We start from the raw sequence: 21,417 nt of genomic DNA, 5'->3' as shown, positions 1-21,417 counted from the left end.
GTCGCCGACGCCTTCCTCGACCGCTTCGCCGCCCGCACCCGGGCCATGCGGCTGGGCAACTCCCTCGCCTACGGCGCCGACATGGGCTCGCTCGTCGGCGAGCGCCAGCTGGAGACCGTCACGAAGCACGTCGAGGAGGCCGTCGCCAAGGGCGCCACGCTGGTCGCCGGCGGCGGTCAGGGGCCGGCGGTCAGCGCAGGCGCAGGGCCTTCATCGCCTTCAGGGACGCGCTCATGAACGCGGCGTACTTCTCGTCGTCCATCCCGAAGGACGGCGCGAGCGGGATCAGGCGCTGCTGGGCGACCGTCTGGGCCTCGGTGTACTTGAGGATGCCCTCGGAGCCGTGGCGGCGGCCGAGCCCGGAGTCCTTCATGCCGCCCATCGGGGACTGCACGCTGCCGTAGGCGGGGGCGTATCCCTCGTTGATGTTGACGGTGCCGGTGCGCAGCCGGGCCGCGACCGCGTGGCCCCGCCGGGAGTCCTTCGTCCAGACGGAGGAGTTCAGGCCGTACGGGGTGGCGTTGGCGAGGTCGACGACCTCGTCCTCGTCGCGGAAGCGGTAGATCGAGACGACCGGGCCGAAGGTCTCCTCGCCGCAGACCGCCATCGGGGCCTCGACGCCGTCGAGGATGGTCGGCTCGAAGAACAGGGGGCCGATGTCGGGGCGGGCGACGCCGCCGGCGACCAGCGTGGCGCCCTTGGCGACGGCCTCCTCGACGTGCTTCGTGACGGTCTCCAGCTGGCGCTCGCCGACGAGCGAGCCCATGTCGGCGCCGTAGGCGAGGGAGTTGCCCAGCCGCATGGCCCGGGTGCGGGCGGCGAAGCGGTCGAGGAAGGCGTCGGCGACCGACTCGTGCACGTAGAGGCGCTCGATGGAGATGCAGAGCTGGCCCGCGGAGGAGAAGCAGGCGCGGACGGCTCCGGCGGCGGCCTTCTCGATGTCGGCGTCCCGGAGGACGAGCATGGCGTTCTTGCCGCCGAGTTCGAGGGAGACGCCGACGAGGCGGGCCGCGGCGCCCTGGGCGACCTCGCGGCCGGTACGGGTGGAGCCGGTGAAGGAGACGTAGTCGGCGTGCTTGACGACCTCCGGGCCGACGACCGGACCGTCGCCGAGGACGACCTGGAACACCTCGGCGGGCAGACCGGCCTCGATGAGCAGGTCACGGGCCCACAGCGCGGTGAGCGCGGTCTCCGTGTCGGGCTTCATGACGACGGCGTTGCCCGAGACGAAGGCGGGCAGCGCGTCGCCGACGGAGAGTTCGAGCGGGTAGTTCCAGGGGGCGATCTGGCCGACGACGCCGCGCGGCTGGCGCAGCTCGGTGACCTTGGTGAGGGTCGGCACGACACCGGTGTGGCGGCGCGGCTTCAGGTAGGAGGCGGCCTTGCGGCCGTAGTGGCGGGCGGCGACGGCGACCGCCTGCACCTCCTCGTGGGCGTGCAGGCGCGCCTTGCCGGTCTCCAGCTGGATGAGGTCGAGGACCTCGCCCTGGCGCTGGAGGACCAGGTCGTGGAAGCGCAGCAGCACGGCGGCGCGGGCCCGGACCGGGGTGGCGGCCCAGGCGGCCTGGGCGGCCCGCGCGCGCGTGAAGGCCTCGGCGACGTCCTCCGGGGTGGACTCGGGCAGGTCGGCCAGCTTCGCCCCGGTGAACGGGGTGTGGTTGGCGGTCCGCCCGGAGCCGACGACGCCCCGGGTGAGCCGGGCGACGACCTCGGGCGTCACGACGTCGGCGGCCGTGCGGGCGCCGGCGGGCGCGGGCGCGACGGGGTTGGTCGCCCCGGCGGGCGCGGAGGCTCCGGCCTGCGCGGCGGGGACGTCGGGAACCGAGGGGGCGGCGGGGGCCTGCGAGTCCGTCATGAGGGCGAGCGTAAGCGCCTCCAGGCCCTTTGGGTACCCGTCGGTAACGCGTTTTCACCGGGTACCCACATCACGCCAGCGATCACTGGCACATAAGGCCTGATCAGCGGCTTACGGCTGTGGCCGGGCCCGTTTCGGAGTTTCCGGGCCGGTTCGGGCGCCCGGTTCAGTCGCCCGGTTCGGCTGCCCGGTTCAGTCGCCCCGTTCAGTCGCCCGGGGCCCGCCAGTGCTGGAGGACGATGTCGAACTGCTCGCGGGTGGTCTCCCAGCTCGACTCCGGCGACGACATGTAGATCGCGTACTCCGTGCCGTCGTCGGCGTAGTACATGAGGTCGATCGCGTGCCGCGGCCCGGGGAAGTTCTGCTTCTCCGTCCAGGTGAACTCCCACAGGCTGGAGCGCACCTGGTCCCGGTAGGTGGTCTGGCCGAGCTTGATCCGGGTGTACTCCATCCGCTTCGCGACGATCCGCTCCAGGTCGAGCGCGTGCATGTACGGGTTCTCGAAGTCGGGGCTGGGGTCGACGTTGATCCGGATGCGGTGGCGGCCGTTGTCCGGGGTGTAGTCGATGTTGTCGCCCTCCGTCTGCCGCTTCCAGCCGTCCGGCACCGCCAGGCTGAACCCCTTCGGGTCGTCGACGCGGTGCCAGCCCTTCGGGACGCCGCCCGGGACGCCCTGCGTGGTGGTGGCGGAGGCGGGGCCGGTCGTCGAGGTCCGGTCGCCGCCGGCCCGGTCGCCGCCCGTGTTGTTCATGGCGGCGAAGACCGCGCCGCCCGCGACGAGCCCGGCGAGCAGGGCCGCCAGGACGGCGGTGCGCCAGCTCCGGCCGCCGCCGGAGGCCCCGCCGGAGACGGCGGGCGCGCCGTGCGGCGGCACGAGGGTGGGCGGGTGCGCCGACCCCGGCGATCCCTGCGGCCCCGGGGACTGCTGAGCGCCCTGGAGCGAACGGGACGGGTGCGAGGGGTGAGTCGCGTGGGGCGGGTGTGTCGCGTGGGACGAGTGAGTGGTGTGGGAAGGGCGAGAGGGGCGAGTCGTGTGGGAGGGCTGGGCCGGATGGGGCCACGGCGTGGTGGCCGGCGGCGCCGTGGCACGGGCCGTGCCCGTCGGCCCCGGACCGTCGGGGTCCTCCCCCAGCGTGACGAGGTCGTCGCCGGAGACCGAGCCGTCGCCCCTCGTGCCCAGGTCCTCCCGCGTCACCCGCTGGGTCGGGACGTAAGCCTGCGCGGCCGCCGACGAACGCCCCTCCATCGCGTCGAGCAGCATCCGCCCCGTCTCGTCCGCCGGCGGCCGCTGCGCGGGGTCCTTGCGCAGCAGCGCCACGATCACGGGGGCCAGCGGACCGGCCTTCTCCGGGTACGGCGGCTCCTCGGCCACCACCGCCTGCATGGTGCTGATCGGCGAGGTGCGGCGGAACGGCGAGGTGCCCTCGACCGCCGTGTACAGGGTGGCGCCCAGCGACCAGAGGTCGGAGGCGGGACCGGGGTCGCCGCCCCGCACCCGCTCGGGGGCCAGATAGTCGATGGAACCGACGAGTTCGCCCGTCCGGGTGATGGTCGCGTCACCCTCGATCGCCGCGATCCCGAAGTCGGTGATCAGGACGCTCCCGTCCCGGGCGAGCAGGACGTTGCCCGGCTTGACGTCCCGGTGGAGCACCCCCGCCGCGTGCGCCGCGCGCAGCGCCCCGAGGACGTGCAGCCCGATCCGCGCCGCCTCGTGCGGGTCGATCGGGCCCTTCTCCTTGGCGGCGTCGGCGAGCGAGGGACCGTCGACGTACTGCATCACGATCCACGGCCGGTCGTCGTGCTCCAGGACGTCGTGGACGGTCACCACGCCCGGATGCGTGATCCGCGCGGCGGCCCGCGCCTCCTTCTGCGTCCGGGCGTGCAGCACCAGGCGGTCGGCCTCGCCCACGAACCGGCCGGCCGTCAGCTCCTTGACCGCCACGACGCGGTGCAACACCTCGTCGTGGGCGCGCCAGACCTTGCCCATGCCGCCGCGTCCGATGGACTCGCCCAGCCGGTAACGCCCGGCGAGCAACAGCCCCGTGCCTGTGCTCTGAGAATGTTCCACTTGCCCCCGCCCGTTCCTTCGGAAGACAGGTTACGGAGGGGGGTGCGGATCGCGGAACCTCGGGGCGGCCATAGGAACAGCACTGTGACCGGGGGCCGATGGGCGATCCGGGCGGGCGGGGGCGCCCGGACCGGCTCAGCGGCCCGGGCGGAAGCCCTTCGTGGCCTCGTCGAAGATCTCGGAGATCTTGGAGCGGTCGTTCTTCGGGCCGATGACCTGCACGACGTGGTACCTGCCGTCGTGAATCATCGCGAGGTTGCGGACGAAGACCATGCGGCCCGTGCTGTCCGGCCACAGGTAACTGCCCGTGGCCGTCACGGTCGTACCGATGGTGACCAGCCGCGTCTCCTGCACCTCGCCCCAGCTCGACGACCGCGCGGGCTCCAGTTCGCGCTCCCTGGAGCTCTGGTACTCCAGCGGGTCCGAGCCGTTCGCACTGACGGTGTCCCGGCCGGGCACCACGATCATCGTGAAGTCCCCGCTGGTGTAGCGGACTTGCCCGGCGTCGTTGAGCGGGCTGCGCCGCCAGCCGTTCGGCACCCCGATCCGGAACCCCTCGGGATCCTGCCGCAGCGCGTACCCGGCGGCGAGCGCCGGGCCCGACGGATCCGCGGCCGGCGGGGTGGTGCGCGGGGTGGCAGGCGCGGAGGTCGGCTGCCGGGTGGCCGGCGGCGTCGTACCCGACGGGGGGTTCGCGGGTGCCGTCGTCCGCGGTGCCCCGGAGGGGGAGGCGGACCCGGCGGGCGTCTCCCCGTCGCGGGGCATGAAGAGGACGGCGTACGCGACGGCCCCGCCGAGCAGCAGGAAGACGAGGACCAGGAGCGTACGGCCGAGCGACCGCGGGGAGCCCGGCGGGCGGCCGGCGCGCGGCCCCTTTCCGGCCCGGGGCGCCCGGGGGCTGCGGGACGCGCGCTGCGGGATCTCCTCGTGGTACGACTCCGGGAAGTCCTCCCGGTACTCCTCCCGGACGCCGGCGGCTGCCGGAGCCACCCCGAAGTCCTTTGCCGGGAGCTCCTCGTGGCGGTCGTACGGACGGTCGGGGAGGCGCGCGTCCTTGCCGCGCCGCCGGTGGCGGTGCCGCCCCGCGCCCGCTGCCCCGCGCCGACGGCGGACCAACTCGCCGCGCCGGCGCACGATCGGCAGCCGCGTCTCGTCGAACGACGGCAGCGGTACGACCCCGACACCGGCATCCGGCTCCGGGGCCGAGCGGACCAGGGAGCGCAGCCAGCCGCGCAGCTCCTCGAAGTCGGGCCGCTCGGTGGGGTCCTGGCGCAGCAAGGACTCCACCACGGGGCGCAGCGGGCCGCACTCCTCGGCGAAGGCGGGCGGCTCGGCGCAGACCAGCTGGACGAGTTCGGCCGCGCTGTCCTCCGGGTAGGGGGCATGGCCCTGGACGGCCCGGTAGAGGAGCGCGCCGAGCGCCCACAGGTCGGTGGCGGGGCCGATCGGCGGGGCGAGGCGCCAGTTCTCGTGGACGGGGCCGGCCTGCTCGGGCGCCCAGCGCTCGGTGACGGCGCCGACGACCGCGATCCGGGTGTGCCGGGCCCGCTCGGCGGCGAGCCGGGTGGTCGGGCCGCGGTCGGACCGGGCCCGGTCCGGGGTCACGGCCGGCTCCAGGGCCGTCTCCCGGTCGCCGGCGGGGACCGGGAGGCGGCCGGGGTCCGGGGTCGCGGCCTTGTAGCCCGCCGGCAGCGCCGGACGGCCCGAACCGGGCAGCACGGGGCCGCGCCCGGGACCCGAACCGCCGGCCGGGATCCGCGGCGATCCGTCCCGCGACGCGTGCGGGCCGTCGCTCCAGTTGCCTGCCAGCATCACCCGCGGCGGCGGACCGGCCTGCGGGCCCCCGCCGTACGGCTCGTCGCCGTCGTCCTCGTCGTCCTCGTCGTCGTCCGCCACCCGCGCCCACCACTGCGGCTCGGGCGCGCCGGACGCCTGCGCGGTCGGCTCCGGGGGCGGGGGCGGCGGGGCCGGGGTCGGGTCCGTCGGCGCGGGGCGCTGTGCGGGCAGGTTCCCGGTCTCGCCGAGCTTGGCCGCGGCGCGCGCACCGGCCCGGTAGGCGGCGATGGCCCCCGCGCGGGCGGCCCGCACGTCCGCGGTGGGCGGCGCGGCCGCTGGCTGCGTCTCGGCGGCGGGCGCCGCGGGCAGGGCCCGCCCGTAGGGATCGGTGCCGTAGCCGCCGGGGCCGGTTCCGTAGGGCGAGGCGGCGGAGGGGGTGTCCTCCTGGCCGGTCGCGGGGGCACGGGGGCCGGACCCGGCCCGGTCCTGGTCGGGTTCGGCCTGGTAGGGGTCCGAGTCGACGTGGTCGGGCTCGGGGTCGGTCCGGTAGGGGTCCGGCGCGGGGTCGCCCGCGACCGGCCAGGAGGACACCCCCTCCGCCGCCTCGCCCTACGGAACCGGCCCCGGCGTTCGGGGAGATACCGGGTCTGGCCGGGGAGGCGCACCTCGTCGACGTATCCCCCGCCGTAGCCGTAGCCGTACGCCGGCGGCGCGGGCTCCGGCCGCTCGCCGCCGGTCCCGGCGGGGGCCTCCGGCGGCCCGTCGTCCGTCGCGCCCGGCGCCGCCCCGTACCGGTCGGCCCCGTACTCGTCGGCACCGTACGGGTCAGCCCCGCGCTCGCCCGCTCCGTACTGCTCGGCCCGGTACTCGTCGGCCCGGTACCCGTCGGCCCGGTACTCGTCCGTCCCGAACTCGTCCGCCCGGTAGGGGACGTCGTTCCCGTCGGCCTCCTCGTAGACCTCGGCCTCGTACGGCTCGGAGTCGTACTCCTCCGTGTCGTCGTCCCCGGAGCCGGACGCCTCGCCGTACTCGTGGTCGTATGCCTCGTCGTACTCCTGGCCGTCCTCCTCGCCGTACTCCTCCGCGGGCGCCTGCCACCCCGTGGCCTCCGGCTCGGGTTCGGGGGCGTACCCGCAGAGGGCCTCCTCCGCGGCGCCGACCGCGAGGCCCGTGAGGACCACCCGGCCGTCGTCGCAGACGAGGACCGTCCGCGCGGTGATGTTGCGGTGCACCCAGCCGTGGGCGTGGAGCGCGCGCAGTGCGGTGAGGACGTCGGCGCCGATCTCGGCCGCGCGGTAGGGGTTCAGCGGGCGCTCGGCGAGGAGCGCGGCCAGCGGCCGGGCCGCTATGCGTTCGCTCACTATCCAGAGCGAACCGGCCTCCGCGAAGACGTCGAAGACCTGGTCGAGCAGGGGGTGGTCGGGGATCTGCGCGGCGGCCTGGGCCGCCTCGATCGCCCGGCGCACGACGGGCTCCGCCGGACGGCGGGTAGCCCGCCCGGCGGCCCCGTACGGCCCCGCGGGACCGCCGTCGCCGTCGCCGTCGAGCACCTCGGCGTCGACGAACTCCGGCAGCGGCACCCGGCGGACCAGGACCTCCTGCCCGCTGTACGTGTCGAAGGCGCGCGTCTCGGCCGGATCGTAGGCGTCCGGTTCCGCGTCGGCCGGCGGCAGCGGCAGGCGGTAGCGGTCCGCGAGCACCCTTCCCGCGTAGTCGTCCACGACGCCTCCCCACGCGCACGCTGTCCCCGTGGACCCGCGGATCCCTCCGGATCGGGCGGGATCACGCGAGTCCGACAATTCCGGTCCGGCAGCGTGCAGTTATCGGCTCTGTTCGGCTGCGTACGGTCCTCGAACTCTCACGATACGTGCCGCTGGTCAGTCCTTGGGGGTGAACGTGGCGAACGCCGTCTCGCGCAGCGTCCGGCACTCCTCCCCGTTCCACTCCTCGGCCTTGCAGCTGATCATGATGGAGTAGCCGTGCCTGGCGTCCACCTTGAAGCCGCGGTTGAGCACATGGACCCGCATACCCTGCTGGGTGCGTTCGAACTCCCAGTCGGCGACGGTCGGGTAGCCCTTGTAGGAGACCGTCCTGATGCCGAAGTGCTTGTAGTTCTTGCTGGTGGCGGCCACGCCGATCTTGCCGAGCTCCCAGGCCGCCGCGGCGTCGTCCTTGGGGCTGGCGTTGAAGTCGACCTGGACGCGCGGAAAGCCGCCGCTCCTGCTGAAGATCCCGCCACCGCTGTAGCCCGGTATCGGGCGGAGGGTGAAGTCGGCGGGCATCGCCATCGAGAAGTGGAAGCGGTCGTTGGTGACGAGGGTGTAGCCCGCGGGCAGCTGCGTGCCGGTGCCGCCGCTGGGTTTGCCGCTCGGCGTGGTTCCGGTGCCGTTCGACCCGCCGGTCGCGGTGGCGCCGGTCGCGCCGTCGCCGCCGGTCGATCCGTTCGCACCGGTGTCGCCGGGCTGGGCGCCGCCCTGCTGGCCGGCGCTGCCGGTGGACTGGCCCTTGCCGCCGTCCGCGCCGCCCGCCCCGCTGGAGCCGTCGGAGCCGTCGCCGCCCGCGGACGCTCCCGCCGAGGCCGTGGTGCCGTCGGTCCCCTTGCCCTGGTCGCCCTCGCCGCCGCCCCGGAGGGAGACCGCGAGGATCGTCCCGAGGAGGGCGAGCACGGCGACCGCCGCGATGATGATCAGCGTCCGGCGCGGCACGACGTCGGTGAGGGCCGCGCGGGACGAGGCCGGTCTGCCGGCGGCGCCGCGCGTGGCGGGGCCCGCCCCCGGCCGCCCGGCCGGGGTCGACGCGGTCCACGGCTCGGCCTTCGCGGAGGCCGTCGCGTTCCGCACGGAGTTCGGGGCGCCGCTCATCCGGCCGGTGGCCGCCTCGGGCGCCGTCCCCCGGTCGGCCGCACGCGGCACCGGGGGCTGGTCGGGGTGCGGCGGCAGCGGTACGACCCGGGTGACCTCGGGCGAGACCGGCGGCACCGGGTCCGGTGCGTCGAGGACGGCGAGGAGCAGGACGCGGGCTCCGGCGTCGTCGAGCCGCTGGGCCGGGTCCTTGGCGAGGAGGCCGTAGATGACCTTCTCCAGCTCGGGCCCCGCGTTCTTCGGCGGGTCGACGGGCTCGGTCATCACCGCCGTGAGGGTGGCGATGGCGGAACCCTTGTCGTACGGCGGGCTGCCCTCGACCGCCGCGTAGATGAGTCCGCCGAGGGACCACATGTCGGCGGCGGGACCGGGCTTGTGGCCGCGGGCGCGCTCCGGCGAGATGTACGAGGGGGCACCGACGAGCATGCCGGTGGAGGTGATCGAGGGGTCGCCCTCGACCTGGGCGATGCCGAAGTCGGTGAGGACGACCCGGCCGTCCTCGGCGATCAGCACGTTGGACGGCTTCACGTCGCGGTGCAGGATGCCCTCGCGGTGCGCCGAGCGGAGCACGTCGAGGATGGCGAGGCCCACCTCGGCGGCGCGCCGGGGCGTGAGCACGCCGTCCTCGCGGACCGCGTCGGCGAGGGACTTGCCCTCGATGAGCTCCATGACGATCCACGGACGGTCGTCCTCGTCGACGACGTCGTAGACGGTCACGGCGCCGTTGTTGCGGATCCGGGCGATGGCCTTGGCCTCGCGCAGGGTCCGGGTGATGAGGCGGCGCTTCTCGTCCTCGTCGATGCTGGTGGGGAAGCGGAGTTCCTTGACGGCGACCGTGCGGCCGAGGGTCTCGTCGACCGCGCGCCACACCGTGCCCATGCCGCCGCGGCCGAGGATCCCGCCGAGCCGGTAGCGCCCGGCGAGCAGCCGGCCCTCGTTGACCGGGGTCTTGCGCATCCGGTCGCCGCCGGTGCCGCGGGCGGAGCGCGGAGCCGGGGTGCGGTCGCTCTCCCCGTCGCCGTCGCCCGCGCCGAACCCGGCGCGCCCGGTCGACGGCTCGGTTCCCCGCAGCCGCCCACCCGACGCACCCGGAGCATCCGACGCACCCGGAACGTCCGGACCGCCCGCCGCACTCTGAGCGTCCTTCACACCCGAACCGCGCGGGTCGTCCTGAACGCTCTTCACGGCCGAACCGTCCGACGCATCCTGAACGCCCTTCACGTCCGCACCGCCCGGGGCGTCCTGAACGTCCTTCACGTCCCGTACGCCCACGTCCTCCGGTTCCCCGGCGCGCTGGTCCTCCGGCTCCCCGGCACGGGGGTCCTTCGCGCCCTCGCGCGGGTCCTTCGCGACCCCGGCGCGCGGATCCCCCGGGGCGGCGGCGTCCACCGGGCCCGCCGGGTCCGGTGACTCCGCCGGGTCGGCGGGAACGGCGGGCTCCGCGGCCGGCGCGGTGGACGCGGCCGTCTTCCCGGCCTCCTCCACACCCCGCCCGACCTGCGTGTTCTTCGCGTCCTGTGTGTCCGTCGCGTCGTCCCGCTCCGGCTCACGCGCGGCCGGGACCACTCCTCGGTCGCCGTCGGTCGCGGCCCCCGCGGCGGCGTCTCGCCCGGGGTCCTTCGCCGTGTCCCGCGACTGCTCCGCCTCCGACATGCGTCCCCTCTGCGATCACTGATCTTCGCCGCGTCTGCCGCTTCCCGCGCGATGCGATAACCCGCCCTGGAAGAGAGGCCATTGTCCCTCACCTCAGGACGGGTGGCGTCCCCGGGTCCGTACTCCGGGATGACGACGCCCCCGCTCACCCCCCAGGTTGGTTCCCACCCCCGGCGGGCGACCCGGTCCTTCTTCGGCGGGACGGGCGGCACACACACGTCCCGCCGAACGTCCGGCCGACGTCCCGTCAGGTCGGCACGTCAGATCGGCACGTCAGATCGGCACGATGTCCGGCGCACCGAGCCGGGCCGCGTCCGCCGTCAGGTCGTCGGGCTGCCGCTGCGACTCCCGCTCCGCCTCGACGCGCTTCTCGTAGTGCTCGATCTCCTTCTCGATCTGCTGCTCGTCCCAGCCGAGCACCGGCGCCATGAGCCCCGCGCACTCACGGGCGCTGAGTGTGCCCCGGTCGAAGGTCTCGATGGAGATCCTGGTGCGCCGGGTGAGGACGTCGTCGAGATGACGGGCGCCCTCGTGGGAGGCCGCGTAGACGATCTCGGCACGCAGGTAGTCGTCGGCGGCGGGCAGCGGTTCGGCGAGGGTGGGATCCTCGGCGATGAGGTCGAGGATCTGCTCCGTCAGGGAGCCGTATCGGTTCAGGAGATGCTCGACCCGGACGACGTGGAGGCCGGTGCGCGCGGCGATCCTGGCCCGCGCGTTCCACAGGGCCCGGTAGCCCTCGGCGCCCAGGAGCGGGATGTCCTCGGTGACGCAGGGGGCGACCCGCTGGTCGAGCCCGTGCACGGCCTCGTCGACGGCGTCCTTGGCCATGACGCGGTACGTCGTGTACTTGCCGCCGGCCACCACGACGAGTCCGGGCGCCGGGTGGGCGACGGTGTGCTCGCGGGAGAGCTTGCTCGTGGCGTCGGACTCGCCGGCGAGCAGGGGGCGCAGGCCCGCGTAGACCCCTTCGACGTCGTCCCGGGTGAGGGCGGTGGCGAGCACGGTGTTCACGTGCTCCAGGAGGTAGTCGATGTCGGCGCTGGAGGCGGCGGGGTGGGCCTTGTCGAGGTCCCACTCGGTGTCGGTGGTGCCGACGATCCAGTGCCGGCCCCAGGGGATCACGAAGAGCACGGACTTCTCGGTGCGCAGGATGAGGCCGGTGGAGGAGTGGATGCGGTCCTTGGGGACGACGAGGTGGATGCCCTTGGAGGCGCGGACGTGGAACTGGCCGCGCTCGGCGATCAGGGCCTGGGTGTCGTCGGTCCACACCCCCGTGGCGTTGACGATCTGCTTGGCCCGGATCTCGTACTCCGCGCCGGCCTCGACGTCCTGGACGCGGGCGCCGACGACCCGGGCGCCCTCGCGCAGGAAGCCGGTGACGCGGGCCCGGCTCGCGGCCAGGGCGCCGTAGGACGCGGCGGTGCGCACCAGGGTGGTGACGAAGCGGGCGTCGTCCATCTGGGCGTCGTAGTACTGGAGGGCGCCGACGAGCGCGTCCTTCCGGAGGCAGGGGGCGACCCGCAGCGCGCCCCGCCGGGACAGGTGCCGGTGGACGGGGAGGCCCCGGCCGTGGCCGGAGGAGAGCGACATAGCGTCGTACAGCGCGACGCCGGAGCCCGCGTAGAACCGCTCCCAGCCCTTGTGCTGGAGCGGGTAGAGGAAGGGGACCGGCTTCACCAGGTGGGGCGCCAGCCGCTCCAGGAGCAGTCCGCGCTCCTTGAGGGCCTCCCGGACCAGGGCGAAGTCCAGCATCTCCAGATAGCGCAGGCCGCCGTGGATGAGCTTGCTGGACCGACTGGAGGTGCCGGAGGCCCAGTCGCGGGCCTCGACGATGCCGGTGGAGAGGCCTCTCGTGACGGCGTCCAGCGCCGTCCCGGCGCCGACCACCCCGGCGCCGACCACCAGCACGTCCAGCTCGCGCTCGGCCATGGCCGCGAGCGCCTCGGCGCGCTCGGCGGGTCCCAGTGTCGCTGTCCTCACGGCATGCCTCCCGTCGTCCCCCGTCGTTCCCCGTCGTCACAGCACGTGAACCGGGCCCTGCGGTCCGGCTCACAGCTCGATTCTGTCCCTCCCCGGCGACTTCAGCCACCGCCTCGCCACCGACCTGTGGATAACACTCGGCGACCTTCGGCCTCGCAATGCGACATATCGGTCATATTTACGCCTAGTCTGACATCGCGCTCGACCCGTTCTGTCCACCGGGCTTGCGCGTCGCGTTCCCTCCGGCTACCGGGAAGGACGGCCCACCCCCCATGCCCGCTGATCTCGCCGTCATCGGCCTCGGCCATCACGGCCTCCCCCTGGCCCAGGCCGCCACCGCCGCAGGCATCGGCACCGTCGGCTACGACACCGATCCGCGCTCCGTCGCCGAACTCGCCGCCGGACGCTCCCCCGTCGACGGCTCGCTCACCGTCCCGGAGATCCGCCGGATGCTCTCGGGGGGCTTCCGGCCGACCGCCGACCCCGCCGCACTCGGCCGGGTCCGCACCGCCGTCCTCTGCGCCCCTACCCCGCCCGGACCCGACCACGCCCTCGACCTCACCGGGGTCGCCGACGCGGCCCGCGCGCTCGCCGCGCGGCTGCGCCCGCACACCACCGTCGTCCTGGAGTCCCCGGTCCCGCCGGGCACCACCGAGGGACTGCTCCGCGAGCTCCTCGAAGCGGGCTCGGGCCTGCGCGCCGGACGCGACTTCCACCTCGCGTACTCCCCCGGCCGCCTTGACCCCGGCAGCCGTACGCACGGCTTCGCCGGCACCCCCAAGGTCATCGGCGGCCTCACCCCGGCCTGCACCGAGGCCGCGGCCGCCTTCTACGGCCGGCTCACCGACAAGGTGGTACGCGCGCGTGGCCCCCGCGAGGCGGAGACGGTCAAGCTCCTGGAGACCAACTTCCGGCACGTCAACATCGCCCTGGTCAACGAGATGGCGGTGCTCTGCCACGAACTGGGCGTCGACCTGTGGGACGTCATCCGCTGCGCGGAGACCAAGCCCTTCGGCTTCCAGGCCTTCCGCCCCGGTCCCGGGGTCGGCGGCCACGGCGTCCCCGTCGACACGGTCGGCGCCCACCGGCCGCTCCGCCTCGTCGAACTCGCCGGCCAGGTCAACGAACGCATGCCGCAGTACGTCGTCCAGCGCGCCGCCACCCTCCTCAACGAGCACGGCAAGTCGGCCCGCGGCGCCCGGATCCTGCTGCTCGGCATCACGTACAAGCCCGACCTGCCGGACCGCCAGGGCTCCCCCGCCGACGAGATCGCCCGCAGGCTGATGGACCTCGGCGCCACCGTCAGCTACCACGACCCGCACGTCCCCGACTGGCGCGTCCGCGAACTCCCCGTCCCCCGCGCCGACTCCCTCTACGAGGCCGCCGCCCACGCCGACCTGACGATCCTGCTCCAGCACCACCGCACGTACGACCTCCAGGGACTAGCGGTCAAGGCCCAACTCCTCCTCGACACCCGAGGCGCCACCCCCGGCGGCGCGGCCCACCGCCTCTGACCAGGCACGGCACCCGAAATCCCCGGGACACCGTCAGAGCCGACTGCTAATCTCCGGGCTCTCGTTCGCACACCCGTGCGTGCACGTCCCCGGGGGGATCCACCGCATGAGCCAGCCCGTTCCGCCGCCGTCCGGCAACCCGTTCGCCGACGGCGGCGCGCCCGCCCCGTACGCGGCCGCCCCGCCGCCGGCCCCGGCCCGAGACAACCTGGGCCTCGGCCTGCTCGCCGGTGTCGCCGCCGCCGCCCTCGGCGCGCTCGTCCTGGGCGGCATCATGCGCGCCATGGCCGACGAGGACGGCAGCTACACCCAGCTCGGCATCCTGGCGCTCGCCGTCGGCGCCCTGGTCGGCTTCGCCCTCGGCAAGGTGGGCGGCTCCCACCCGGTCCTGCCCTTCGTGGGCGTGCCGCTCGCCCTGCTCGGCGTCTTCGCGGGCCAGCTCCTCGGCTACGCCATGATGATCAGCTGGTGGGCCGAGCTGGCGACGCCGTACCAGGCCCCGACCACGACCGAGATGTTCACCATGCACTTCTCCGAGCTCTTCACGGCGTGGAAGGAGGAGCTCGGGGTGATGGACCTGCTCTTCTACGGCATCGCCGGCTACGAGGGCTTCGTCATCACCAAGAAGGTCTCCGCCTGACCCGCGCGACCACACCTCCGGACCCGTCCGGACGCGGAAGGGGCCCCGCACCACCCGGTGCGGGGCCCCTTCTCGTACGGGCGGCGCGGACGTCAGCGCTTGTGCTGGGAGTCGGCGACCGTGACCTCGACGCGCTGGAACTCCTTGAGCTCGCTGTAGCCCGTGGTGGCCATCGCGCGGCGCAGGGCGCCGAAGAAGTTCATCGAGCCGTCCGGGATGTGCGACGGGCCCGCGAGGATCTCCTCGGTGGTGCCGACGACGCCCAGGTCGACGAGCTTGCCGCGCGGCACGTCCTCGTGGACGGCCTCCATGCCCCAGTGGTGGCCCTTGCCGGGCGCGTCCGTGGCGCGGGCCAGCGGGGAGCCCATCATGACCGCGTCGGCGCCGCAGGCGATCGCCTTCGGCAGGTCGCCGGACCAGCCGACCCCGCCGTCGGCGATGACGTGCACGTACCGGCCGCCCGACTCGTCCATGTAGTCACGGCGGGCCGCGGCCACGTCGGCGACCGCGGTCGCCATCGGGACCTGGATGCCGAACACGTTGCGCGTGGTGTGCGCCGCGCCGCCGCCGAAGCCGACGAGGACACCCGCCGCGCCGGTGCGCATCAGGTGCAGGGCCGCGGTGTACGTGGCGCAGCCGCCGACGATGACCGGGACGTCGAGCTCGTAGATGAACTGCTTCAGGTTCAGCGGCTCGGCCGCGCCCGAGACGTGCTCGGCGGAGACCGTGGTGCCGCGGATCACGAAGAGGTCCACGCCGGCGTCGACGACGGCCTTGGAGAACTGGGCGGTCCGCTGCGGGGAGAGCGCGGCGGCGGTGACGACACCGGAGTCGCGCACCTCCTTGATGCGCTGCCCGATCAGCTCTTCCTTGATCGGGGCCGCGTAGATCTCCTGCAGACGACGGGTCGCGGTCGTCTCGTCCAGCTCGGCGATCTCGTCGAGCAGCGGCTGCGGGTCCTCGTACCGGGTCCAGAGACCTTCCAGGTTGAGGACGCCCAGGCCGCCCAGCTCGCCGATCCGGATCGCGGTCTGCGGCGACACGACCGAGTCCATGGGGGCGGCCAGGAAGGGGAGCTCGAAGCGGTAGGCGTCGATCTGCCAGGCGATCGAGACCTCCTTCGGGTCCCGGGTGCGCCGGCTCGGAACGACGGCGATGTCGTCGAACGCGTACGCCCTGCGGCCGCGCTTGCCGCGCCCGATCTCGATCTCAGTCACGATGTGTGGCCTTTCCCTCTACGTCTGCGCCTACCAGTATCCCCGACACACGCGCGGGGGGCGGCTCCGGCCACATGCCGGAACCGCCCCCACGCGTCGCGCTGTGTTACTTCCTGCTGTAGTTCGGCGCCTCGACCGTCATCTGGATGTCGTGCGGGTGGCTCTCCTTGAGGCCCGCGGACGTGATCCGGACGAAGCGGCCGTTCTCCTGGAGCTCCGGCACCGTGCGGCCGCCGACGTAGAACATCGACTGCCGCAGCCCGCCGACCAGCTGGTGCACGACCGCGGAGAGCGGGCCGCGGTAGGGCACCTGGCCCTCGATGCCCTCGGGCACGAGCTTCTCGTCGGAGGCGACGCCCTCCTGGAAGTAGCGGTCCTTGGAGAAGGAGCGCTGCTCGCCGCGGGACTGCATGGCGCCGAGCGAGCCCATGCCTCGGTACGACTTGAACTGCTTGCCGTTGATGAAGAGCAGCTCGCCCGGGGACTCCTCGCAGCCCGCGAGCAGCGAGCCGAGCATCACGGTGTCCGCGCCGGCGACGAGCGCCTTGGCGATGTCGCCGGAGTACTGCAGACCGCCGTCGCCGATCACGGGGACGCCGGCCGCCTTGGCGGCGAGGGAGGCCTCGTAGATCGCGGTGACCTGCGGGACGCCGATGCCGGCGACGACGCGGGTGGTGCAGATGGAGCCGGGGCCGACGCCGACCTTGATGCCGTCGACACCGGAGTCGATGAGCGCCTGGGCGCCGTCGCGGGTGGCGATGTTGCCGCCGATGACGTCCACGGAGGAGTTCGACTTGATCTTGGCGACCATGTCGCCGACCAGCCGGGAGTGGCCGTGGGCGGTGTCGACGACGATGAAGTCGACACCGGCCTCGATCAGGGCCTGGGCGCGCTCGTACGCGTCACCGGCGACACCGACGGCGGCGCCGACGAGCAGCCGGCCTTCCTTGTCCTTGGCGGCGTTCGGGTACTTCTCCGCCTTGACGAAGTCCTTGACCGTGATGAGGCCCTTGAGCAGCCCGCCCTCGTCGACCAGGGGCAGCTTCTCGATCTTGTGACGGCGCAGCAGCTCCATGGCGTCCACGCCGGAGATGCCGACCTTGCCGGTGACCAGCGGCATCGGGGTCATGACCTCGCGCACCTGACGGCTGCGGTCGGTCTCGAACGCCATGTCGCGGTTGGTGACGATGCCGAGGAGCCGGCCGGCCGGGTCGGTGACCGGGACGCCGCTGATGCGGAACTTGGCGCAGATCGCGTCGGCCTCGGCGAGCGTGGCGTCGGGGTGCACCGTGATCGGGTCGCTGACCATGCCGGACTCGGAGCGCTTCACCAGGTCGACCTGGTTGGCCTGGTCGGCGATGGAGAGGTTGCGGTGCAGCACGCCGACACCGCCCTGCCGCGCCATGGCGATCGCCATGCGGGACTCGGTGACCTTGTCCATCGCGGCCGAGAGGAGCGGGATGTTCACCCGCACGTTCTTCGAGATGTACGAGGCGGTGTCGATCTGGTCGGGCGCCATGTCGGACGCGCCCGGCAGGAGCAGCACGTCGTCGTAGGTCAGCCCGAGTGTCGCGAATTTCTCGGGCACTCCGTCGACGTTTGCAGTCATGACACCTTCCCCAAATGGCCTTGATCGGTGCGGATGTCCATGCTAACGGGCCCGAGCGGTGTCTCATTCCACGATCAAGATCAGCCGCAAGCTTTGGACGTTCCCACGTGTACGAAAGGGCCGAAAGTACCCGGCACGGCTTACTGACCGGCCACCGGGGATCGGCCGCGGACTACTGCTCCGCCAGGGCCCTCAGCCGGCTGAGCGCGCGGTGCTGGGCGACCCGGACGGCTCCCGGGGACATGCCGAGCATCTGCCCGGTCTCCTCGGCGGTCAGTCCGACCGCGACGCGGAGCACGAGCAGTTCGCGCTGGTTCTCCGGGAGGTTGGCGAGCAGCTTCTTGGCCCACTCGGCGTCGTCGCTGAGGAGCGCGCGCTCCTCCGGGCCGAGGGAGTCGTCGGGCCGCTCGGGCATCTCGTCGGAGGGGACGGCCGTGGACCCCGGGTGGCGCATGGCGGCCCGCTGGAGGTCGGCGACCTTGTGTCCGGCGATGGCGAAGACGAAGGCCTCGAAGGGCCTGCCGGTGTCCTTGTAGCGCGGGAGCGCCATCAGGACGGCGACGCAGACCTCCTGGGCCAGGTCCTCGACGAAGTGCCGGGCGTCGCCCGGCAGCCGGTTGAGGCGGGTGCGGCAGTAGCGCAGCGCGAGCGGGTGGACCCGCGCGAGCAGGTCGTGCGTCGCCTGCGCGTCGCCCTCCACCGCCCGGTGCACGAGCGCGCCGATCTCCCCCTGCCCGGCAGGCATGGGGGACCCCACGGTCTCGTCGTCGCGCATCGCTCCATGGTGCCCCGACGCCTCGGCGTCCGTGGCACCGCGTCCGTAGTTGTGCACCGAAGCGTTATGAGCAGGTGCGCCGGAACTCATCTCCCGCGCCCTCCCGTCCCGCTCGATCGACTCGTCCCCGAGGAACTCCACATCTCAAGGATGCGGCATCGCGCCGGTAAGTGACACAAGCCGGCCCCGTCCGCTCCGCGACAATCGCGGACGGGGACGGGGAGGTGCCCGGCGACCTGCGATTCAGCGGACCAGGCCCCAGCGGAATCCGAGGGCGACCGCGTGCGCCCGGTCCGAGGCGCCCAGCTTCTTGAAGAGCCGCCGGGCGTGGGTCTTGACGGTGTCCTCGGAGAGGAAGAGCTCGCGGCCGATCTCCGCGTTGGAGCGGCCGTGGCTCATGCCCTCCAGCACCTGGATCTCGCGCGCGGTGAGGGTGGGCGCGGCGCCCATCTCGGCCGAACGGAGGCGCCGCGGGGCGAGCCGCCAGGTCGGGTCGGCGAGCGCCTGGGTGACGGTGGCCCGCAGTTCGGCGCGCGAGGCGTCCTTGTGCAGGTACCCGCGGGCGCCGGCGGCGACAGCGAGGGCGACGCCGTCGAGGTCCTCGGCGACCGTGAGCATGATGATGCGGGCGCCGGGGTCCGCGGAGAGCAGCCGGCGGACGGTCTCCACGCCGCCCAGACCGGGCATGCGTACGTCCATCAGAATCAGGTCCGAGCGGTCCGCGCCCCAGCGGCGGAGGACTTCCTCGCCGTTGGCCGCGGTCGTCACGCGCTCGACGCCGGGCACGGTCGCGACCGCGCGGCGGAGCGCCTCTCGGGCGAGCGGGGAGTCGTCGCAGACGAGAACGGATGTCATGCCTGACCTCCGCGGCTCTCGCAGCTGTAGCGCGTCACCTTGAGCCTCCAGGGCTGTACGTAATCGTCACCTGTGCGATTGACGCTCTCGGACACCTGCCCGATCGCTTGTTCCTTCAACCGCCTCCGCACTCTCAACGACGGTCACTCGAAAGAGTTACGGGTCGGACGGCACCCTTCGGCACTCTACGTGAGGGGCCGCGCACGGAGGAGAGCGACGCGGCCCTTCTGTCCACGTTCGAAAGCTATGCCCCATTTAGCGGGTTTTCTTCCCTTTTCGCGGTGTCTGTGGCTAGATTCGCAATGAGTCATATTTACATCTACTTAGACAGTAGGTGTACCGACCCGGACCCACGGGGCCCGAGGACCCCGGCCATCAGCCATCCACCCGCCCACCTATCCGTTCGACACGGTTTCAAGGGGACAAGCGCAATGGCAGATTTCTCCCGCCTTCCCGGACCCAACGCCGATCTGTGGGACTGGCAACTGCTCGCGGCCTGCCGCGGCGTCGACAGTTCCCTGTTCTTCCACCCCGAGGGAGAACGCGGCGCGGCACGGAGTGCGCGTGAGAACTCGGCGAAAGAGGTCTGCATGCGGTGCCCGGTACGCGCGGAGTGCGCGGCACACGCACTCGCCGTGCGGGAGCCCTACGGCGTATGGGGCGGCCTCACCGAGGACGAACGCGAAGAGCTCATGGGACGCGCGCGCAATCGCCTGATCACAGCGACGCCGACGACGGCGCCGACCGCGTCCGTGACGTCCATGACGACATCGGCAGCATCGACGGCATCGGCGACGGCGACAGGCCGGCCGATTGCGGAGCGCACGTGAAGGAACGTTTCCTCAACTAAGCGGCGGCGAACCCGCGCACCCGACAGGATCCGGAGCCGTGCCCACGCGCGCGAGGCGGCGCCCTACGCGCGCGTGGCGGCCCGGGTCAGCTCGTCCAGGGTGGCGGCGACGGCCGGGACCTGCGCCAGGTCGGGCAGGGTCAGGGCCACGATCTCCCGCTCCACGGCGGGCTCCACGACCACGGTCCGCGCGCCCCTGGGACGTACGGACTCGATGGCCAGCTCCGGCAGGACGGCCACTCCCAGACCGGCGCCGACCAGGCCCACCACGGCCGGGTAGTCGTCGGTGGCGAAGTCGATGCGAGGGGTGAAGCCCGCCTCCTCGCACACGTCCACGAGCTGCCGGCGACACCGCGGGCAGCCCGCGATCCACGACTCGTCGGCCAGCTCGGCGATGCCCACGGACCCGGCCCCGGCGAGCCGGTGCCCCTCGGGGACCAGGCCCACCAGGCGGTCGGCCAGGATCGGGCGGACCACCAGGTCGTCCCACTCCCCCTGGCCGTCGGCCGGCCGGCCGGCCGCGCCCGCGCCGTACCGGAAGGCGAGGGCCACGTCGCAGTCGCCCTCGCGGAGCATCTCGATCGACCGCGGCGGCTCGGCCTCGACGAGCGAGACACGGGTGCCGGGGTGCGCGGCGCGCAGCGCGGCGAGCGCGGTGGGGACGAGCGTGGAGCTGCCGCTCGGGAAGGAGACCAGCCGGACCCGGCCCGCGCGGAGCCCGGCGATCGCGGCGACCTCCTCCTCCGCGGCGGTGAGGCCGGCCAGGATGCCGGAGGCGTGGCGGACCAGGACCTCGCCCGCCTCGGTGAGGCGCATCTCGCGGCCGGTGCGGATCAGCAGCGGCGTCCCGGCGGAGCCTTCGAGGGCCTTCATCTGCTGGCTGACGGCGGGCTGGGTGCAGCCCAGTTCGCGCGCGGCGGCCGAGAAGGAGCCGGTGGCGGCGACGGCGCGCAGGACACGGAGATGACGAGCCTCGATCATGGAATCCAGCATAAGCGACTCTTGGGTGAGAGCCCAGTTTTCCGCTCCCCGCTTTGAGATGGGTGCCCGTAAAGTGCCCTCATGACCTTGCTGAGTGTGAATGTGGGCCGCGCCCGAGCCGTGGACTACACCGAGTCGGCCACCGGCCTGACCGCCATCGACAAGCGCCCCGTCGAGGGACCGGTCCGGATCGAGGCGCCCGGGGCGCTGGGCGTCGGCCGGAGCGGACTCGCCGGGGACACCGTCTGCGACCTCCGCTTCCACGGCGGCGACGACCGGGCCGCGTACGCCTTCGCGCGCGAGGACCTGGACCGCTGGGAGCAGGAGCTCGGCCGCCCGCTCGCCAACGGCTGCTTCGGCGAGAACCTCACGACCCACGGCATCGACGTGAACGGAGCCCTGATCGGCGAGCGCTGGCGGATCGGCGAGGAGGTCGTCCTGGAGGTCACCGGCGGCCGCATCCCCTGCCGTACGTTCGCCGGGTTCCTGGAGGAGAAGGGCTGGGTGAAGCGTTTCACGCAGTCGGACGCCGGTCCCGGCGCGCTGCTGCGGGTGATCGTGCCGGGCGAGATCCGGGCCGGCGACCCGGTCACGGTCGTCCACCGGCCCGACCACGACATCACCGTCGCACTGCTCCACCGCGCCGCGACCACCGAACGCGCCCTGCTGCCGCGGACGTTGGTCGCCGCAGCGTGGATGGAGTCCGGGCTCCTCGACGTCGCACGCCAGTACGCGGAGAAGTACGCGCGCGCGTAGTCGGCGGTACGCGGACAAGAGGGCCCT

At 73.5% G+C, this 21,417-nt stretch carries 14 protein-coding genes and 2 pseudogenes; 5 read left to right on the top strand and 11 right to left on the bottom strand.

The window, feature by feature from the left end:
- Positions 1-192: pseudogene (locus EAO70_RS28955) on the top strand (aldehyde dehydrogenase family protein); the annotation flags it as partial.
- Here the strand turns inward: EAO70_RS28955 and EAO70_RS28950 are convergent.
- From EAO70_RS28950 to EAO70_RS28925, 6 genes and pseudogenes are all read right to left on the bottom strand, one after another.
- The gene (locus EAO70_RS28950; RefSeq protein WP_148005810.1) at positions 191-1,855 is read right to left on the bottom strand and encodes a succinic semialdehyde dehydrogenase; all 1,665 of its coding nucleotides are present in this window, start codon (positions 1,853-1,855) and stop codon (positions 191-193) included. The pseudogene EAO70_RS28955 and the gene EAO70_RS28950 overlap by 2 nt on opposite strands.
- A gap of 205 nt (positions 1,856-2,060) precedes the next feature.
- Positions 2,061-3,923 (bottom strand): serine/threonine-protein kinase, encoded by a 1,863-nt coding sequence (locus EAO70_RS28945; protein ID WP_148005809.1) that lies wholly within the window; start codon positions 3,921-3,923, stop codon positions 2,061-2,063.
- A 135-nt stretch (positions 3,924-4,058) separates the two neighbouring features.
- The gene (locus EAO70_RS40105; protein ID WP_315986253.1) at positions 4,059-5,819 is read right to left on the bottom strand and encodes a hypothetical protein; all 1,761 of its coding nucleotides are present in this window, start codon (positions 5,817-5,819) and stop codon (positions 4,059-4,061) included.
- A 985-nt stretch (positions 5,820-6,804) separates the two neighbouring features.
- A pseudogene (locus EAO70_RS40100) lies at positions 6,805-7,420 on the bottom strand (protein kinase); the annotation flags it as partial.
- A gap of 156 nt (positions 7,421-7,576) precedes the next feature.
- A complete protein-coding gene (locus tag EAO70_RS28930) occupies positions 7,577-9,517 on the bottom strand; it encodes a serine/threonine-protein kinase (RefSeq protein WP_148006569.1) in 1,941 nt (646 codons plus the stop codon).
- Between the two features lie 969 nt (positions 9,518-10,486).
- Positions 10,487-12,193, bottom strand: coding sequence for a glycerol-3-phosphate dehydrogenase/oxidase (locus tag EAO70_RS28925; protein ID WP_148005808.1), 1,707 nt, complete (start codon positions 12,191-12,193; stop codon positions 10,487-10,489).
- Between the two features lie 272 nt (positions 12,194-12,465).
- Between EAO70_RS28925 and EAO70_RS28920 the strand changes: the two genes are divergently transcribed.
- Both EAO70_RS28920 and EAO70_RS28915 read left to right on the top strand, forming a co-directional pair.
- Positions 12,466-13,707: a nucleotide sugar dehydrogenase gene (locus EAO70_RS28920; RefSeq protein WP_148005807.1), complete on the top strand. Its 1,242-nt coding sequence runs from the start codon at positions 12,466-12,468 to the stop codon at positions 13,705-13,707.
- 106 nt (positions 13,708-13,813) lie between these two features.
- The gene (locus EAO70_RS28915; protein WP_148005806.1) at positions 13,814-14,347 is read left to right on the top strand and encodes a hypothetical protein; all 534 of its coding nucleotides are present in this window, start codon (positions 13,814-13,816) and stop codon (positions 14,345-14,347) included.
- A gap of 92 nt (positions 14,348-14,439) precedes the next feature.
- On the opposite strand, the gene EAO70_RS28910 is transcribed toward EAO70_RS28915, so the two are convergent.
- The 4 genes from EAO70_RS28910 to EAO70_RS28895 all read right to left on the bottom strand — a co-directional run bounded on the left by EAO70_RS28910 (position 14,440) and on the right by EAO70_RS28895 (position 18,803).
- On the bottom strand, positions 14,440-15,564 hold the full coding sequence (locus EAO70_RS28910) for a GuaB3 family IMP dehydrogenase-related protein (protein ID WP_148005805.1): 1,125 nt from the start codon (positions 15,562-15,564) through the stop codon (positions 14,440-14,442).
- Between the two features lie 106 nt (positions 15,565-15,670).
- Complete coding sequence (guaB, locus tag EAO70_RS28905) at positions 15,671-17,173, bottom strand: IMP dehydrogenase (protein ID WP_148005804.1); 1,503 nt, start codon at positions 17,171-17,173, stop codon at positions 15,671-15,673.
- A 172-nt stretch (positions 17,174-17,345) separates the two neighbouring features.
- Positions 17,346-17,948, bottom strand: a complete 603-nt coding sequence (locus tag EAO70_RS28900; RefSeq protein WP_030318557.1) for a sigma-70 family RNA polymerase sigma factor — start codon at positions 17,946-17,948, stop codon at positions 17,346-17,348.
- A 243-nt stretch (positions 17,949-18,191) separates the two neighbouring features.
- Positions 18,192-18,803, bottom strand: a complete 612-nt coding sequence (locus EAO70_RS28895; RefSeq protein WP_003948568.1) for a response regulator transcription factor — start codon at positions 18,801-18,803, stop codon at positions 18,192-18,194.
- A 431-nt stretch (positions 18,804-19,234) separates the two neighbouring features.
- Here EAO70_RS28895 and EAO70_RS40095 point away from each other — a divergent pair, with 431 nt between their 5' ends.
- Positions 19,235-19,633: a WhiB family transcriptional regulator gene (locus EAO70_RS40095; protein WP_148005803.1), complete on the top strand. Its 399-nt coding sequence runs from the start codon at positions 19,235-19,237 to the stop codon at positions 19,631-19,633.
- A gap of 83 nt (positions 19,634-19,716) precedes the next feature.
- Here EAO70_RS40095 and EAO70_RS28885 read toward each other — a convergent pair whose 3' ends face one another.
- Positions 19,717-20,634 (bottom strand): LysR family transcriptional regulator, encoded by a 918-nt coding sequence (locus EAO70_RS28885; RefSeq protein ID WP_148005802.1) that lies wholly within the window; start codon positions 20,632-20,634, stop codon positions 19,717-19,719.
- Positions 20,635-20,715: 81 nt separating this feature from the next.
- Between EAO70_RS28885 and EAO70_RS28880 the strand changes: the two genes are divergently transcribed.
- Positions 20,716-21,390 (top strand): MOSC domain-containing protein, encoded by a 675-nt coding sequence (locus EAO70_RS28880; protein ID WP_148005801.1) that lies wholly within the window; start codon positions 20,716-20,718, stop codon positions 21,388-21,390.
- The last annotated feature ends 27 nt before the right edge of the window (positions 21,391-21,417 follow it).

The organism is Streptomyces sp. adm13(2018) (assembly GCF_008042145.1).
GTDB lineage: Bacteria > Actinomycetota > Actinomycetes > Streptomycetales > Streptomycetaceae > Streptomyces.
The sequence above is the reverse complement of the archived record's forward strand: the minus strand, read 5'-3'. Positions and strand labels throughout refer to the sequence as shown.